The 16,377-nt window shown below is 44.4% G+C and carries 16 protein-coding genes and 2 tRNA genes; 7 read left to right on the forward strand and 11 right to left on the reverse strand.

Going from position 1 to position 16,377, the window contains the following annotated elements:
* Positions 1 to 7: 7 nt before the first annotated feature.
* From xerD to recN, 7 genes are all read right to left on the reverse strand, one after another.
* Positions 8 to 946, reverse strand: a complete 939-nt coding sequence (xerD, locus tag RH96_RS04205) for a site-specific tyrosine recombinase XerD (protein WP_010197715.1) — start codon at positions 944 to 946, stop codon at positions 8 to 10.
* 38 nt (positions 947 to 984) lie between these two features.
* Positions 985 to 2,202, reverse strand: a complete 1,218-nt coding sequence (locus RH96_RS04210; RefSeq protein ID WP_010197716.1) for a methyltransferase — start codon at positions 2,200 to 2,202, stop codon at positions 985 to 987.
* 82 nt (positions 2,203 to 2,284) lie between these two features.
* Entirely contained in the window at positions 2,285 to 2,611 is a 327-nt protein-coding gene (gene tusA / locus RH96_RS04215) for a sulfurtransferase TusA (protein ID WP_010197717.1), read from the reverse strand.
* A 74-nt stretch (positions 2,612 to 2,685) separates the two neighbouring features.
* A complete protein-coding gene (locus RH96_RS04220) occupies positions 2,686 to 3,165 on the reverse strand; it encodes a hypothetical protein (protein WP_010197718.1) in 480 nt (159 codons plus the stop codon).
* Positions 3,166 to 3,243: 78 nt separating this feature from the next.
* The gene (gene ruvX / locus RH96_RS04225; protein ID WP_010197719.1) at positions 3,244 to 3,774 is read right to left on the reverse strand and encodes a Holliday junction resolvase RuvX; all 531 of its coding nucleotides are present in this window, start codon (positions 3,772 to 3,774) and stop codon (positions 3,244 to 3,246) included.
* A gap of 122 nt (positions 3,775 to 3,896) precedes the next feature.
* Complete coding sequence (locus RH96_RS04230; protein ID WP_010197721.1) at positions 3,897 to 4,460, reverse strand: YqgE/AlgH family protein; 564 nt, start codon at positions 4,458 to 4,460, stop codon at positions 3,897 to 3,899.
* Between the two features lie 167 nt (positions 4,461 to 4,627).
* The gene (gene recN / locus RH96_RS04235; protein WP_010197723.1) at positions 4,628 to 6,307 is read right to left on the reverse strand and encodes a DNA repair protein RecN; all 1,680 of its coding nucleotides are present in this window, start codon (positions 6,305 to 6,307) and stop codon (positions 4,628 to 4,630) included.
* A 639-nt stretch (positions 6,308 to 6,946) separates the two neighbouring features.
* Here recN and RH96_RS04240 point away from each other — a divergent pair.
* Together RH96_RS04240 and rlmB are read left to right on the forward strand one after the other, a co-directional pair.
* Positions 6,947 to 7,282 (forward strand): pyrimidine/purine nucleoside phosphorylase, encoded by a 336-nt coding sequence (locus tag RH96_RS04240; RefSeq protein WP_010197725.1) that lies wholly within the window; start codon positions 6,947 to 6,949, stop codon positions 7,280 to 7,282.
* Positions 7,283 to 7,480: 198 nt separating this feature from the next.
* Positions 7,481 to 8,251 (forward strand): 23S rRNA (guanosine(2251)-2'-O)-methyltransferase RlmB, encoded by a 771-nt coding sequence (gene rlmB / locus RH96_RS04245; protein ID WP_010197727.1) that lies wholly within the window; start codon positions 7,481 to 7,483, stop codon positions 8,249 to 8,251.
* Here rlmB and coaE read toward each other — a convergent pair.
* The 4 genes from coaE to pilB all read right to left on the reverse strand — a co-directional run bounded on the left by coaE (position 8,214) and on the right by pilB (position 13,117).
* A complete protein-coding gene (gene coaE / locus RH96_RS04250; protein ID WP_010197729.1) occupies positions 8,214 to 8,900 on the reverse strand; it encodes a dephospho-CoA kinase in 687 nt (228 codons plus the stop codon). The two genes, rlmB and coaE, sit on opposite strands and share 38 nt — an antisense overlap.
* A 124-nt stretch (positions 8,901 to 9,024) precedes the next feature.
* On the reverse strand, positions 9,025 to 9,927 hold the full coding sequence (locus RH96_RS04255; protein WP_010197731.1) for a prepilin peptidase: 903 nt from the start codon (positions 9,925 to 9,927) through the stop codon (positions 9,025 to 9,027).
* Positions 9,928 to 9,952: 25 nt separating this feature from the next.
* Positions 9,953 to 11,176, reverse strand: coding sequence for a type II secretion system F family protein (locus RH96_RS04260; RefSeq protein WP_010197733.1), 1,224 nt, complete (start codon positions 11,174 to 11,176; stop codon positions 9,953 to 9,955).
* Positions 11,177 to 11,410: 234 nt separating this feature from the next.
* Entirely contained in the window at positions 11,411 to 13,117 is a 1,707-nt protein-coding gene (gene pilB / locus RH96_RS04265) for a type IV-A pilus assembly ATPase PilB (RefSeq protein ID WP_010197735.1), read from the reverse strand.
* A 463-nt stretch (positions 13,118 to 13,580) separates the two neighbouring features.
* On the opposite strand from pilB, the gene tpiA reads away from it, so the two are divergent.
* The 5 genes from tpiA to rimP all read left to right on the forward strand — a co-directional run bounded on the left by tpiA (position 13,581) and on the right by rimP (position 16,283).
* Positions 13,581 to 14,381, forward strand: coding sequence for a triose-phosphate isomerase (gene tpiA / locus RH96_RS04270; RefSeq protein ID WP_010197737.1), 801 nt, complete (start codon positions 13,581 to 13,583; stop codon positions 14,379 to 14,381).
* A gap of 214 nt (positions 14,382 to 14,595) precedes the next feature.
* Positions 14,596 to 14,904, forward strand: a complete 309-nt coding sequence (gene secG, locus RH96_RS04275) for a preprotein translocase subunit SecG (protein ID WP_010197739.1) — start codon at positions 14,596 to 14,598, stop codon at positions 14,902 to 14,904.
* Positions 14,905 to 15,046: 142 nt separating this feature from the next.
* A tRNA-Leu gene (locus tag RH96_RS04280) sits at positions 15,047 to 15,130 on the forward strand.
* Between the two features lie 126 nt (positions 15,131 to 15,256).
* Positions 15,257 to 15,333: transfer RNA gene (locus RH96_RS04285), tRNA-Met, on the forward strand.
* Between the two features lie 449 nt (positions 15,334 to 15,782).
* On the forward strand, positions 15,783 to 16,283 hold the full coding sequence (gene rimP / locus RH96_RS04290) for a ribosome maturation factor RimP (RefSeq protein ID WP_010197742.1): 501 nt from the start codon (positions 15,783 to 15,785) through the stop codon (positions 16,281 to 16,283).
* Positions 16,284 to 16,377: the final 94 nt, after the last annotated feature.

Here is a 16,377-nt window from a genome sequence, read left to right on the forward strand (position 1 = left end):
TTAGACTTTAACCGCGCGGATGATGCTCAGCATGCAACTTCTGCAATCTCGCCGTTGCCACATGGGTATAAATCTGCGTCGTTGATAAATCACTATGCCCAAGCAATAGCTGCACGCTACGTAAGTCCGCGCCATGATTGAGTAGATGGGTAGCAAAGGCATGGCGAAGAGTATGCGGTGATAACTCTTTATCGATACTAGCAACCTTGGCGTATTTTTTGAGCAAATACCAAAAGTTCTGCCGCGTCATGTAGCCACCTTGCGCAGTCAAAAATACTGCTTGGCAATTGCCAGATTTCAAATGCGCAATCAAATCACCACGAGCATGCGTCAGATAATCTTCTAGCGCATCACTGGCATATTCACCTAATGGTACCAGTCGCGTTTTATTGCCTTTCCCTGTGATTTGTAGCCAGCCAGCGTTTAGATTCACTTGCTCTAGTGACAGATTAATCAACTCGCTGACACGTAGACCACAGGCGTATAGCACTTCTAGCATGGCTTTATCACGCAGTCCCAGCGCGGTGCTGGTATCGGGTGCAGCGAGTAGATTATCAACATCGCCCTCGCTTAAGTCCTTTGGTAGTGGACGCCCAAGTTTAGGGCTTTTGATACGCTCGCAAGGATTGTCTTCGCGTAGATTACTGGCAATCATCCATAGATAAAACTGACGCAAGCTTGAGAGCATGCGTGCTTGGGTACGTGGGGTTTTGCCATCTTGGGTAAGGGTTGATAAGCAGTGCAGCACGTCATCAGGCTGCCAGCGGGTCAGGGCGATAGGATTGGTCAGCTCGCAAGAGCGCAAATCGCGCACATAAGCATTACGCGTACGTGTTGCTAAACCACGCGCCAGCATCGCTTGACGAAACTCAGTGATATAAGTTGGTTCGTCGTCTACTGCCAGCGCCTTGGGTTGGCGCTGTTGCACGGCACGGTCGCGACTCATAAGTGATGGCTCATAAAATAATGCTCAATTATTAAATATTAGGCAGGTTCTAAGCACCATAACGAGGTCACTTCCGCACTACGTGCCGCATAAAGAGGATCGGTATCGTCTTGACTGCGACCATGCTTAGGTGTGGTATCGAGACGGTATTTCACTTTTAAACCGCTATCTGCAAACCAACCCAATAGCTCATCACGAGTACGTAACTGTAGATGTTCCGCCAAATCCGACAGAATCAACCAGAGCTCACCTTGCTTAGCTAAGTGAGATTTCGCGCCCTGCAAAAATCCACGCAGCATCTCGCTATTAGCATCATAGACGGCGTACTCTAAAGGCGAGCTTGGCTTAGCAGGTAACCAAGGTGGATTACAGACAATCAGATTAGCGAGAGGTGCATCAGTCGGATACAAATCTGCTTGCTGCAACTGTACGTTAGCCAGTTGTAGGCGTGTAAAGTTTTCGCTGGCGCAGGCCAAAGCACGTGGATTTAAATCCGTGGCAATCACCTGTTTGACACCGCGCTGCGCTAAGATAACGGCGAGTAAACCAGTGCCAGTACCGATATCATAAGCAACCTCATGAATTTTTGGCAGTGGTGCATCAAGCAGTAGCGGTACATACTCATGCCGTGTTGGCGCAAAAACACCATAATGCGGGAATATCGATAGACCTAGGCTTTCAATTGGGACGCCTTTTTCGCGCCACTGCGCTGCACCAAGCGCCCCTTGCAAATCACGAAACGACAGCACGCATGATTCGTCTATCGTTTTATCCAACTGGCCAAAAGCTGCTGTGCAGGCCGCACTGACATCAGGGGCGCGGCGTAGCTGGCTGACATAATTGGCATCAAGCTCTAGTAGCAAACGGCTTAATATACGCGAGCGTTGAGCTTGTATTTGGCGCTGCTGGTGAAATAGGTTAGGGATTTTATTAGCGTTTACTGTATTAGGTTCAGCCGCAGATTTATTAGCCGCTTTCTTTATTTTGCGCTGCTCGGAGCGCTCATTGGTACGCTCGATGCGCCGAGCGAGGGCTTGTAGTAATTGCTTGGCATTATGAAAGTCACCACGCCACAGCAGTGACGTGCCTTCGCAAGCCAAGCGGTAAGCCTCATCTGCGGTCGTTTTGTCATCGACCAATACAATACGCGCAGGCGGTAGATGATTGCTTTCCGATAACCAGCGGGCATTATGGAAAATGTCGTTTCCGTCTTTATTTTCGAGCCACTGCACATACTGTTTTTCGGTTGGTAACACGTTATCTACCTTTAATTTGTGAATGGTATGTTTGGTACAAAGCAAAGATATCTTGATGCTATATAGAGCTAATTGAATGCGTTCAAATATTCTTTTTCTTAACCAAATAACGATAAAGCGTGGCGCTGATTGGTGCATCCTCATCGCCAGCGACCGTTATTTCATCAGGATCGATACTTAGATCTACATTTTCAGCCAGCGTTTCTTGCTGGACAAGCTCATGCCCCAAATGACGGCAGAAATTAGGAATGTCACGAGTGGTGGCTGGGTCGGTAGCGAGTATTTCAATCACCTCGCCAGCATCGGCTTTGCGGATGGTTCGATGCAGCATCATGACAGGCTCAGGGCAGATCAGCCCTTGAGTATCTAAATGATGATTGATCGTCGTTTGCGTGGTAGAAGTGTTCATAATAGTCATTCAAATCGATAATATAAGGTGAAAGTTTTTTGCGTCATTTATAAGTATATTTTGATAAGCATGTTTTACGCTTCTTCAGCGATTTCATTGTCTTTTTCTACTTCTAAAAAATTAAAAAAGCGCTTAAAGCTTACTTTAAATAAAAACGCCACACCTAGCCAGCAGGATAACCCTAACCAAGCGGTATCAGCGAATAATAACCCACCAACCAATATGATGGTCGAGACGCCAATACTCATGGCAATCATTGACGCCTGGTTTAAGCGATAACGATAAATTACCAGCGCATCATAAATAGTAATAGGAATCGTGAGCGCAACCAAGGCATAGGGTAGGTTATAGAAAAGTTGATAAAGCAGCTGATTGTCATGAAAGGCTTTGATACTGGCAATGGTGCCAAAGACCACAAAGGCGAGAATGGCGGCATAAATAAGATAAATCGCTATTTGATTCGCTCGCTGTGCGCCTTTGATACGGGCGATGGCAAGCGGCGCAAAACCATGTTGCGATTTTTTTTGCAAAGAGTGGTCTGAGACAGTGGTCATAATAATCAGGCATTTATCCGTGTAGAGTGACGATATGTCAGAAATTGGCGCTGTTTTAACAGCAGGCTTGTCGCTGATTTAATCGGCTTTGATGGCGTCGATGGCGATACTGCTACTCGGGTCAGCAAAGTAAGTCGACATCAGAATACAGGCAGAGATGTCATCGATTGGGTCGCGTTCATGCTTAATCCAACCGTTATCCCACGCGATCTCACGCGCCGCCACTGAGGTCAGGCGCTCATCACAGAGGCTCACGACCACTGGTAGATGCTGTTCCATGACTCGATGCGCTAGGCGACGGGCAAATTTATGCGCACGCTTCGACAGCATTGAGCTGCTACCATCCATATTAAGCGGCAACCCCACCACCACTTTTGTTACACCCCAGACTTTGATAATACCTAGCAGATTATCCCAGTCCGGTTGACCATTATTCATGGCTAAAATATCAAAGGCACGCGCAGTCTCGGTAATAGTATTGCCTAGCGCCATCCCCATTTTTTTAACCCCGTAATCGAGCGCCAAAATAAGATGAGGCTTAATAACTGGTTCCACCACAGAACTGTCAGCAGTTTCGATTTCAGTGCTAGTATCAGACTCTATAATCATTATGCGCGCTTCCTGTTTCTGTTGGGCGTGATTCTTCTGTTGGGCGTGATTCATTTGGCTTAACGGCTTTAATTTGAATGCGGCTTTATTTAAACGGATAATTTAACCATCATAACCAATCATTAAGCATGACCAATATCACTACTAAGGTAGTCAAAGTTAACGCCAATCTTATCAGCGGCGATTTGCCAACGTTCTTCAAATGGCGTATCAAACAATAAATTCAGATCAGCAGGACAGACGAGCCAGTCGCCACTAGCAAGCTCTTGATCGAGCTGTTTTTTACCCCAGCTGGCATGACCCAAGCACAGCTGATAATGACCAACGCCTTGACCGGCGGCGATACGCTTGAGGATATCTTGGCTGGTAGTAATACAGACATTCTCTGAGATCGCAAAAGACGATGCCCATTCTGGTTGACCCGTATGCAGCACAAATCCAACCTCTGGATACATCGGGCCGCCTTCTAATGCCACATCTTCCATCACTTGTGCATCTGTCACTTCAATGTCTAAATCTTCTAGCAGTTTGCCCACACGTGCCTGCTCTAATGGACGATTGACCATCAGACCGAGTGCACCGTGTTTATCATGACGGCAAATATAAATCAGCGCCTGCTCAAACCTTGGGTCTGACAGTTCTGGTGCCGCGATTAAGAAATGATGGGTCAAATTGGCTTTAGACATAGAAACAAATGCAACCTAGTATTAAAGGTAAAATAATAGAGATGACACACCACTATATGGCGATACTGAGGTGAAAATCAACCAAAGCAAATATTTAGCGGTTATGAGATGCTAGGGCGTGTCCTCATTTTTAAAATGAGGACACGCCCTAATGACGACAAGGTTCTTTACTTAACGTCCGTTAATAAACTGCGGGCGTGGTCGCGGGTAACGTCAGTGATGATCACACCACCAGACATGCGTGCCAGCTCATCGATTTGCGCGCTATCGGTCAGTATTAATAGCTCGCTTTCGGTTTGCTCGTCATGGTGTTTTTGTACCAAGATATGCTGATGCGCTTGCGCCGCGACTTGTGCTTGGTGAGTAATGGCCAGTAACTGCTGCGTCTGCCCAAGCGCGCGCAGCAGCTCACCGACCACTTGCGCCGTGCCGCCACTGATACCGACATCGACTTCATCAAATACCAGCATGGGCTTGGCAGCATTATTGTCAGCATTGGTTGCTTGTAATACCTGCATCACCAGTGCCATTCGTGACAGCTCGCCGCCTGAAGCGATTTTATGTAGTGGTTGAATTGGCATGCCGACATTGGCGCTAAATAATAGGTCAATATCATAGCAACCTTGCGCATTATATTGGCTAGGTTCGGTCTTTTTGGTAAAGACAAACTCGCAGCGCGCGTTGGGCAAAGCTAGCGGTTGTAACTGTTTAACCAGTTGCTTACTGACAGTGGGCGCAGCTTTTGAGCGCTCTTTATTTAACTGCGTTGCTAGCGCAAGGTAATCTTTCCAAGCCTGTTCAATTTGTGCTGCCATGGCATCGCTGCTTGGCTCGTTTTCTAGCTGCTCTAATTGCGTTTCCCAACCTTTAGCTTCCTCGATTAAGTCGCTCGCTGGCAAGCTATGTTTACGAGATAAGCGATGACCTAAGCTGATAAGACTGTCTAGCGTTTGCAAACGCTCAGGATCAGGCAGTTGTTGTTCAGCATAATCTGACAGTAAGCCTGTTACCTCAGTGATTTGCTGCTGCGCTAAATGCAGTTGCTCGGAGGCTTGCTCAAAGGTTTGACTGACGCTCATTTGGTTATCACAAAGCTTAATCGCCTGCCCGAGTAAGGTCATGACATCTGGCTCATCCGTGTCATTATCAAGCAGATGCAAGCCATGACTGGCCTCGATCATCAAAGCTTCGATATTAGACAGCTCTTCGTGCTCCGCTTCGACTTCTGCATAATCAACCGCCAATAACGGCGCAATGTCAGCTAATTGACTCTGCAATAATTGCATACGGTCTTGGCGCTGAGCCTCACGGCTCGCAATGTCATCAGCACGGCGTTTAAGCTGCTGATAAGCTTGATAGCTGCTGGTCGTTTGTACAGCAAGTGGCGTGATTTGTGCCATCTCATCAAGCCATTGCACCACAAACTGCGGCTTAAGGAGCGCTTGCTGAGCATGTTGGCTATGAATATTAACCAGTAACGTACCGAGGTTTTTCAGTTCAGCCAAACTGACTGGCGTGCCATTCAACCACGCTTTTGAGCGTCCGGTATTGCTCAGCTGACGACGAATCAATACTTCTGGCTCTTCTAATGGTCGGTCATTTTTGGCAAACCAATCGGTGACGACGCTGTTATTTTCCACATCAAACTGAGCATAAATATCAGCGTGCGCCGCGCCATGTCTGACCATCGCACTGTCTGCACGTTCGCCTGCACATAAAGATAGCGCATCCAGTAATAGCGACTTGCCAGCGCCCGTTTCACCAGTGATGACATTAAAGCCTTCAGCCACACTCAACTCATGCTGAGCGATCAACGCAAACTGATGTAAAGTTAATGATACAAGCATCAACGCCTCTCATGACAGACAGTCGACCTCGCATGAAATCATAAGAGGCCATATCTAAAATAGGATAAATAAAGGAATGAAGTCGTTCAGTTGATAATGTTAGCGAGACAAATATGGTTGGCAAATAGTATGATGTTAAATGCCATTAAATACAAATTTTAAAGCCATTAAATCCTGCAAGTCACCCTAAAAAGACTGTCATGAAAATCCATTAAGCTTATGATAAATCAGTAATTACTATCTTAATGATGGTCTTTGTAACGGCAATATTAGGGAGGATAATCCTAATTAGGAGTTACTGTAATAGCAGGGTGTCAGTATAGTAGCGCATCAGCAATAATAGCTCTCAACGCTTCAGTCTTATAGGCGCAAGCCGATAATCTAAGCATGAATCATCAAGCGTTCTTTAACCTAAAAACCAAATAAAATTTTCATTGCCGCTGTAACAAACTTTATAGATATAATGTGGTAGCATAATCTCACATAATGATAAACTCTTACCACTAGATTTTTAATCATTGTACGTCATGACGTGTTGTTACCATATCGCAAATGAATAGTACAACCTAGGTAGAGTAAGCAATTAAATTCGTTACTTATTTTTTAGTTTGGCAATAATTATTTGATAAGGAAGCCACTATGACAGCGGCGCAATTTACCAGTGTAACAGTCAACGCCCAAGCCACGATATCGTATGATGGTCGTTGCTCAAGCCATACCATTATGTTTGAGGATGGTCGGCATAAAACATTAGGTGTGATCTTACCTTGCGACAACTTGGTTGAGCATTATCACTTTAGTACTAACACTTCCGAACGTATTGAGATCATCAGCGGCGAGTGTGAAGTCAAAATAAATGGTGATGAAGAATTCAGCTACTATCGTGCGGGACAATCATTCGTCGTTGAAGGCAATAGTGGTTTTAACTTACGCACAGAGGAAATCGTGCAGTATATCTGTCATTTAGAAGGTTGAGACTATCCCAAGTTAAAGTTTTTAAAAGACAATTTATAACGCCTAAGCCCTCAAAAAGAAATAAATCTTGCGATAAGGTTTATTTCTTTTTTTTGGTAACATTATTTTTTAAGCCCTTCATTAGTTGCTACAATTATCGTCATATTTCCCCTTTCTATCGCAGTGTGCGATACCCACTTTATAACCGGTAGTCCTATTATGGCAAAACCCATTTATTTTTATGGCATTCATGCTATTGACGCGTTACTCGAACACCGTCCTCTTGATGGCCTTAGCTTGTTTGTACAGCAAGGTCGCGAGAGTGACAGTCATGTCCGAGCGATTATGGCGCAGGCAGCAGACAATGGCATCAGCATTCAACCGACGCAAAAAGACAAGCTCACGCAATTGTGTGGCAGTCCGCAGCATCAAGGCGTGGTGCTGAATGCGCGTCCGTTAGGTTTCGCTGATGAAGGCTTGCTTGATATTATTATCGGCCGCGAACAGTGTTTGCTATTGGTTTTGGATCAAATTACTGATGCACATAACTTTGGTGCTTGCTTGCGTACTGCTGTCGCGATGGGTGTTGATGCGGTGGTTTGTCCGAAACATCATGCGGCTAGCCTTACGCCTACGGTTGCTAAAGTGTCAGTAGGGGCGGCAGAAATGATGCCTATTATTAGCGTCACCAATTTGGCACGTACATTATCGCAAATTAAAAACGCAGGTGTTTTTGTATTCGGTACGGCACTCAATGCAGAGGCGAAGCCGATACATGAGGCAGATTTGACGGGCAAGACGGCGATGATTATGGGGTCAGAAGGAGAGGGCATGCGCCGCCTGACGACAGAGAGCTGTGATGAGCTGGTTTATATTCCGATGTCAGGCAATGAACATGGCAACTTACAAAGTCTAAATGTAAGTGTTGCCACGGGTATGGCGCTGTATGAGGTTAATCGGCAGCGTACCTTAGCTGCTGGGCAAGCGTAAGATAGCTCTGATGTAGCGGCTCTAATTTTAGGTAGAGATCAGCTAAATTACCATCATTAAGCACGACATCATCGGCGTGCTGATTGCGCTCTTCGCGACTTAGCTGATTGACCATAATGGCTTTAATTTTTTGTACGCTTTGTTCATCTCGTTGGCTGGCACGGGCTAGCTGAGTATCTACCGCGGCGTCCATGACTAAAATACGCTGGCACAAGTTAGCCAGACCTGCCTCCGCCGCTTCAATGAGTAGTGGCGCTGATAACACCACATAAGGTGAGGTACTGGCGGCCAGCTGTAATTTTGCGGTTTCACGTATCGCTGGATGGGTAATCGCCTCTAGCTCAATGAGTGCCTCAGGGTGGGTAAACACATGGGTGCGCACGGCGGTACGATCCATTTCGCCATTGCCATTCAATACCCAATTACCAAACTTCTTCTGGATTTTGCGTAGGGTTGAGCTGCCTTTAGCAACGACCTGATGAGCAATGACATCCGCATCAATAATATCAATCCCTTGTTCAGCGAACCAATCACTGGCAGCAGACTTGCCACTACCGATGCCCCCGGTTAAGCCAATGACTAAGGTTTTGCTTTTCTTTTGCGGGGTCTGAGGCTCATAAGAATAAGGTGAAGATGCTTGTTTTGACATAATAATGACTTATCTGCTCGATATAATGACAGTGATGGTTATAAGTTGAGAAAGTATTCTGACGCTTATTTTAAGATTTGATGTTTACTTTAAGAGGAGCGATCAAAATACTTTCTAAGACAATCTAGTAAGTATACATGCCGAGATACCAGTTGACGATATCTGAGCCATATAATAAAGCAACAATACCAGCGACAGCGATATAAGGACCAAAGGCAAACGGCTTGCTCTCACCTTGTTTCTTCATCAAGATAATCCCAACGATTGAGCCGAGTAGGGAAGACAGTAAAATAATCAATGGCAGCATCATAGGCCCAAGCCAAGCACCCAATACTGCTAGTAGCTTAAAGTCGCCTTGTCCCATACCGTGTTTTTTGGTGATAAGAAAGAATACTTTGACCACTATCCATAGTGATAAAAATCCAAACAATAAACCCCAAATAGACTGAGTTGGCGAGACAAACCAGCTTTGTGAGTTGACAGCCAATCCTAAGCCCGCTAACGGAAAGGTTAGGCGATCTGGTAGTAGTTGAGTATCAAAATCAATACCAGTTAGCGCAACCAATGTCCATACTAAAACTAAGGCTGATAACCCAGCGGCACTGACCCCAAACTGATAGATGACCAATAGTGACAGCAATGCAGTCACTAGCTCAACCACAGGATAACGCAGGCCGATAGGAGCTTTACAGTCTGAGCAGCGCCCACGTAACAGCAGCCAGCTTATTAAGGGTATGTTTTCATACCACTTTATTTTGTGCGTGCAGTGAGGACAGCGTGACGCTGGTCGACTCAACGTAATAGGGGTATCCGCTGCGACGATATTGGTCAGTGGTATGGTATGCTCTTGCGGCATGTCTGCTTGTTGAGACATAAATTCACTGCATTCTTGACGCCAGCTATAGACCATCATCAGCGGCATACGGTGAATCACCACATTTAAAAAACTGCCCACACAAAGGCCCAACAGACCAAATACGACCAATGCTGCCGCCATATTACTTTGTAGTAATTCTATAAATTGCATTAAGTAGCTTTCCTTTCCGTCATCTTTAACCTACTACTGCACCCATTTGAAAAATCGGCAAGTACATCGCAATCACCAAGCCACCAATCAATACACCCAGTACTGACATAATTAAAGGTTCCATTAAACTGGTTAATCCATCAACGGCGTTATCGACTTCGTTTTCGTAATAGACCGCTACTTTATCTAGCATTTCTTCTAAACTACCAGACTCTTCACCGATACCGACCATTTGAATGGCTAAGCTTGGGAATAAATTGGTAGAGCGTATAGAAAACTGTAGTTGTTGACCAGTAGATACGTCATTTTTTATTTGCTGAATAGCATTGTAAAAAACGACGTTATTAGCCGCTCCCGCCGTTGAGTCTAAGGCATCAATAAGTGGTACACCAGCGGCAAAAGTGGTAGATAAAGTACGCGCAAAACGAGCAATGACTGCTTGATAAGCAATGTTGCCAAATATGGGAGCTTTTAGCACTGCGCGGTCTAAAAGGTCACGGAATTTTTTAGAGCGTTTTTTGGCTTCTGAAAAACCAATAATCGCCCCACCAATGATAATAATTAAAACAAACCACCATGCTTGCATCCACTCAGACATGGCTACTACCATTTGGGTGAATGCTGGTAGCTCCGCGCCAAATGATTCAAATAATCCAGAGAATACAGGGACTACTTTTACAAGTAGAATTATAGTCACGATAATGGCAACAACGATGACCGCAATAGGATATTTCATCGCCTTTTTGATTTTGGCTTTTAATAGTTCACTTTTTTCTTTATAGGTGGCAACCCGCTCTAGCATGGTCTCAAGCGCACCCGACTGTTCTCCAGAGTCAACGAGCGAGCAAAAGAGATCGTCAAAATAGCGAGGATGCTTACGCAGGGCAGAGGCAAAAGTACTGCCGGCTTCAATATCAGCTTTTATTTGCAAGACCAGCTCTTTCATACTAGGATTATCGAGGGAGTCGGCGACAATTTCAAAGGATTGAGTCAATGGCACGCCAGCCTTCATCATGGTTGCCAATTGCCGAGAAAAAATGGCAATATCAATAGGCTTAATAGACTTTTTAAAGGTATAAAGGGGCTTCGGTTTTTTCTTAATACCTTTGACGGTGATGCCTTGTTTGCGCAGAGTAGCTTTTGCCAGCTCTAAGCTACGACTGGTCGTTTCACCTTTTACTTTTTGTCCGCGTCGATTTACACCGTCATAGACAAAGTCTAACAGCATGTCGGTCTTTGCTTTTGCCATGATACTACCCTCAAAATTTGTCCAATATAAATATTGCAAAGATGTACGATGCCAGACTTATTACACAAAGATGGCATACTTTATTTTAACGTAAAAAACCAGTATAACTCTGTTTTATTTTTAAGTACATCTGAGTGGATATTATTGCTCATTTATAAAAGCCAATCTATTAAATCTAAAAGCTATCGATATTGAAATTTCTACCACCGTTATTTCTACTTTTAGCATTTACGATTATTCAGAGGTGACACGCATCATCTCTTGAATACTGGTCACGCCTTGCAATACCTTCAAAATACCAGAACGGCGCAAGTCTCGAAAACCATTTTTGAGGGCAGCATCTTTGATATCTATCGCGTTGCCGTCTTCCATGATAATCCGAGAAATATCAGGGCTGACTTTCATCACCTCATAGATACCTACGCGGCCTTTATAACCTTCACGACATTCGCTACAGCCTACTGGTTCATAGATCACATTGTCTGGGTTGTCTAAATCGGTGTCATTAAAGCCAAGCTCAAGCAAGCTTTGCCGTGGGACGTTAATGGGTTTTTTACAGTTTTTACATAAGCGCCTTGCTAGGCGCTGGGCGATGACCAAGTTTACTGACGTGGCAATGTTAAAGGAAGCCACACCCATATTGCGTAGGCGGGTCAATGTCTCTGGTGCTGAGTTGGTATGGAGAGTCGAAAGTACCATGTGTCCCGTTTGCGCAGCTTTAATCGCAATCTCTGCCGTTTCAAGGTCACGAATCTCACCCACCATGACAATATCAGGATCTTGACGTAGGAATGACTTCAGAGCATTGGCAAAGGTCAGACCAACCTTAGCGTTCACGTTGACCTGATTAATGCCTTCGAGGTTAATCTCGACTGGATCTTCAGCAGTGGAGATATTCGTTGCACCCGTGTTTAGTATATTAATACCAGTATATAGCGATACCGTTTTACCAGAACCCGTCGGTCCGGTAATCAGCAGCATACCTTGCGGTTTATGTAAAGCTTCCAAAAACATTTCTTGTTGGTCAGGCTCATAACCAAGGGCTTCGATGCCGAGCATAGCGGATGACGGGTCCAAAATACGCAAAACAAGCTTTTCACCAAACAGGGTCGGTAATGAGTTGACCCGGAAATCGATGGCTTTATTTTTAGATATTTTAAGCTTGATGCGTCCATCTTGCGGTATGCGACGCTCTGAGATGTCCATCTGTGACATCACTTTTAGCCGTGCTGCGATTTTGCTGGCAAGCTGCACAGGTGGGTTGGCCATTTTTTGCATGACACCGTCGACACGAAAGCGGACACGAAAGGTTTTTTCATACGGCTCAAAATGTAAATCTGAGGCACCCATGCGAATGGCATCAACCAGCATTTTATTGACAAATTTTACGACAGGGGCTTCATCAACACTGTCGCTGAGCTCAGTTTCACCCTCTTCTTCACCATCGTCAAAACCTACATTTAAGTCACTGTCCGAAAAACTATCAAAACTTTGCATGGTATCGGCATAAAGACTTTCAATGCGTTTTTTGAGCTTATCTTCTTCGACGACGACGGTTTCGATAGAGAGGCGAGAGTTAAAGGCAATCGCATCAATGGCATCTATACGGGTTGGGTCGCTTAAAGCGACAAATAAGCGCTGCCCACGTTTAAAAAGAGGCAAAGCATTAAACTTACGCACGATTTTTTCATCGACTAAGTCTTTTGGAATGACATCCAAACTGATCGCGTCAAGATCAAAGAGTGGATCACCAAAAGCTTGAGACAGCATTTGTGCTAGCTGATAAGCATTGGCCAATTTATTGTCTACCAAATAAGGGACGAGTCCGATCTGCTGCTGCTGTGATTCCGTCTGCGCAGTTTTCATATGCGCTTCGCTCACGACACCTTCGCTAATCAGCTGCTGGGCTAGACCACCGTATTTATTGGCTGTAATAGACATAATAACCTCTCTTTGATATCGAATGTTTTGCTAAAATCCGCTTGCTCGGTATTGATGGTTTTCATGAGTAGCCCTTTATCATTAATTATCGCTAACGCTTGTTATAACCGTTTGAGGTAAATAATTTTAAGATGCTGTCATTTTTTAGTATTAATAACACCGTGTGGAATTGATATTGTTTTAGCAGTTATATTTTTTAAAAGCTATATATGGAATATGGCACTATATAAATATGGCACTATATATAAGATATGCCGCTATTTAAAGTATTCCACCCTTAAATCAGTCCATGAGCCATTAATCTACAGAGCGTCATAACTGAGTAAAATTCAATGAAAACAGGACGGCCGTAAAAGCCGTTCTGCTGCAGGTCGCACTATACTATAGCACTTGTGAAATATTTGTTATACTGGCGCGCATATAAGCCAAATTGGCAGGAATACATGAGACAAGGTAAATGAGTATGCAAGCTTGGGTAATTGGCAATTGGAAGCAAAATCCAGCAACGAGCTACGACGTCAATGCGCTACTAGATGACTTATTGACTGCAGTTAATACTGAAGAGCAAGTGGTCAAAAACAGCTGCAGGTTAATGGTGGCTCCCAGTTGTATTCACTTAGCTGCTGTCAGCGCCCGCTTAAAAGATACCTCAGTGCTGTGTGCCGCGCAAGATATTAGTGCGCATAGCGCGAACACTGGTGCGTATACGGGTGATTGTTCCGCGCAGCAAGTTGCTGATGCTGGTGCAACTTGGACGATACTTGGTCACTCTGAGCGCCGTCAATATCATCAAGAAACTCATGATTGCTTGCTGCAAAAGCTGACTCATGCGTTGATGCAAAATTTGGGCGTGGTATTTTGTATTGGTGAGACGCAAGCACAATATGACGATAAGCAAACGCTGGCGGTCATTGATACTCAATTATCGGTTGTAAAGGATTTACTCGCGCAACAGCCCGATCTTGCTGCTTCATTATCTGAGCGCTTAATCATTGCCTACGAGCCAGTATGGGCGATTGGGACGGGCAAAGTGCCAACAGTAGCAGAGGTTAGCACCACGCATCAACATATTAAGCAAACCGTCACAGGCTTTGCTGAGTCATTAGAAGCAATGACTGTACTATATGGTGGTAGCGTCAATGTTGATAACGCCGATAGTTTTGCGGCAGATCCCATGATAGATGGCGCATTGGTTGGCGGTGCTTCATTAAAAGCAGACAGTTTTTTGATGATTGCCAACGCTTTTAGTCGCGCGCTTGGTTAGGGTAAGGTGATGAAACAGCTATTTAATCGCTAACTTGTCTAAAAAATGTCTTTATCAGTTGGCAAAAGTAGGTTTAACAGTGCCCTTGCAATCGTGTACAATGCGCCTTATTTATATAATCGATTTGGCAGCATTATAACTTAGTTGCTACCACTATTAACTTTAAGATTTATTTTCCGTTATCTGTCGTCATTACGCGGCAAAAGAGGCCACCATGTTTACGTTTATATTAGCCCTGCATATTATCGTGGCGATTGCCATGATCGGCTTGATCTTGATACAGCATGGTAAAGGGGCAGATGCTGGGGCTTCTTTTGGTGCTGGCTCGTCAGGTACGGTATTTGGTGCCGCAGGAACTGCCAACTTTTTAACACGTGCGACTGCAGTATTGACAGTCATATTTTTTATCACCAGTATGACCCTTGCTGTTCATGCACGTAAGCAGGCAGAAGATCAGTTTCGTTTAGATGTTCCTGTTTCAGCTCCGCAAACGCCGCGCCCATTAACGCAAAATCCTGAGTAAGTGTCTTTTAAGTAGGCAGTGCTTGCTATTTTGGCACGTTAGATTTACAATGCCTTTCTGTTTTCGCAAGACCTTATCTATTGATGCCTACCTTAAGCATCATTTACGGTAGATTAAACGTTAGAGAACAGAGTAGCAAAATGCGATTGTGGTGGAATGGTAGACACGCCATCTTGAGGGGGTGGTGGCGAAAGCTGTGGGGGTTCAAGTCCCCCCAATCGCACCAAGTTTTATAGACGTAGCATATAGCGTCAGGTTGGATTTTTTAGCAGAGAATACTTAATTTAGAATTTATTTAAAAAAAGTATTGACACTTCTACAAAACCTCCCTATAATGTGCGTTCTAGATTGATGCGGGGTGGAGCAGTCTGGTAGCTCGTCGGGCTCATAACCCGAAGGTCGTTGGTTCAAATCCAGCCCCCGCTACCACTTTTTATACTGATGTTTTGTACACTAAATTTGTCAGTGCCGATTAGCCCACCATTATGTTTGTGGGTTTTTTTGTATCTGTGAGTCAGGGTTGTCGCGGTATCTGCCCTACTTATGCTGGGCTCTATGCCCATAGAGTACGATACTTACTATTCATCTACTTACCACTACTTGCGTGACTATTCGCAAGCGACGCTGCCTTTTACTTCATACTCTTTTATTGATCATTTTGCTTTATACATAATAAGCACATTCATGAGCTGAGCTTGATGTTCCTAGGTAATGTCCTTATATATAGTAGATGTCAACCGAATATAATACTGAGCTAGTGCTATTATATAATAGATAAAACACCTAACGATTGCTGTGAGCCGCGCAAATAAAAAAGTAATAAATAATGTGGTTCATTAAGTACGACAGATAAGTAAATAGGAAGATATAAATAAATTATGAAGCTTTCGACTAAAGTTGCAGAACTAACTACTATTATTGCCCCTGCGGTAGCTGCATGTGATGTGGCGCTGTGGGGCGTAGAGTTTACCCCACAAGGCAATCGCTCGTTATTGCGTATTTACATTGAGGCTTTACCTGAAGAAAAAGCACAGGATAAGCAGGTAAGTATCGAAAACTGTGCGGCGGTTAACCATCAGGTAAGCGGCATCCTAGAGGTGCATGATCCTATTGCTGGTGAGTTCATTTTAGAAGTCTCCTCACCTGGTTTTGATCGGGCGTTCTTTTCAGATGACCAAATGTATGATTACGTCGGTCAGACTGTGAGCTTGCGCTTGATACAAGCCATTGGTGAAGGCGATAAAAAGCGCCGTAAAGCAACAGGTACTTTAGACAGTATCGATGCAACGTCTTTAAAGTTGACGTCTACCGATGGTGAACAGTTTGAGATTGCCTTGAGTAACATTGATAAAGCCAACTTGATTTATGAAGATGTCTAATTTCAATATTCAATGGTAACGCAATTCAGTATTAATCAATATTTTGACCCCTAAATAGGGCGTGACTGACGATGACAACACAACGTCAATATGC

Source organism: Psychrobacter sp. PAMC 21119 (genome assembly GCF_000247495.1).
GTDB lineage: Bacteria > Pseudomonadota > Gammaproteobacteria > Pseudomonadales > Moraxellaceae > Psychrobacter > Psychrobacter glaciei.

Bases quoted from the DNA above. Each gene is read 5' to 3' on its own strand.
- xerD (WP_010197715.1), bottom strand. From the start codon at position 946: ATGAGTCGCGACCGTGCCGTGCAACAGCGCCAACCCAAGGCGCTGGCA.
- tusA (WP_010197717.1), bottom strand. From the start codon at position 2,611: ATGAACACTTCTACCACGCAAACGACGATCAATCATCATTTAGATACT.
- RH96_RS04220 (WP_010197718.1), bottom strand. From the start codon at position 3,165: ATGACCACTGTCTCAGACCACTCTTTGCAAAAAAAATCGCAACATGGT.
- ruvX (WP_010197719.1), bottom strand. From the start codon at position 3,774: ATGATTATAGAGTCTGATACTAGCACTGAAATCGAAACTGCTGACAGT.
- RH96_RS04230 (WP_010197721.1), bottom strand. From the start codon at position 4,460: ATGTCTAAAGCCAATTTGACCCATCATTTCTTAATCGCGGCACCAGAA.
- recN (WP_010197723.1), bottom strand. From the start codon at position 6,307: ATGCTTGTATCATTAACTTTACATCAGTTTGCGTTGATCGCTCAGCAT.
- RH96_RS04240 (WP_010197725.1), top strand. From the start codon at position 6,947: ATGACAGCGGCGCAATTTACCAGTGTAACAGTCAACGCCCAAGCCACG.
- rlmB (WP_010197727.1), top strand. From the start codon at position 7,481: ATGGCAAAACCCATTTATTTTTATGGCATTCATGCTATTGACGCGTTA.
- coaE (WP_010197729.1), bottom strand. From the start codon at position 8,900: ATGTCAAAACAAGCATCTTCACCTTATTCTTATGAGCCTCAGACCCCG.
- RH96_RS04255 (WP_010197731.1), bottom strand. From the start codon at position 9,927: ATGCAATTTATAGAATTACTACAAAGTAATATGGCGGCAGCATTGGTC.
- RH96_RS04260 (WP_010197733.1), bottom strand. From the start codon at position 11,176: ATGGCAAAAGCAAAGACCGACATGCTGTTAGACTTTGTCTATGACGGT.
- pilB (WP_010197735.1), bottom strand. From the start codon at position 13,117: ATGTCTATTACAGCCAATAAATACGGTGGTCTAGCCCAGCAGCTGATT.
- tpiA (WP_010197737.1), top strand. From the start codon at position 13,581: ATGCAAGCTTGGGTAATTGGCAATTGGAAGCAAAATCCAGCAACGAGC.
- secG (WP_010197739.1), top strand. From the start codon at position 14,596: ATGTTTACGTTTATATTAGCCCTGCATATTATCGTGGCGATTGCCATG.
- rimP (WP_010197742.1), top strand. From the start codon at position 15,783: ATGAAGCTTTCGACTAAAGTTGCAGAACTAACTACTATTATTGCCCCT.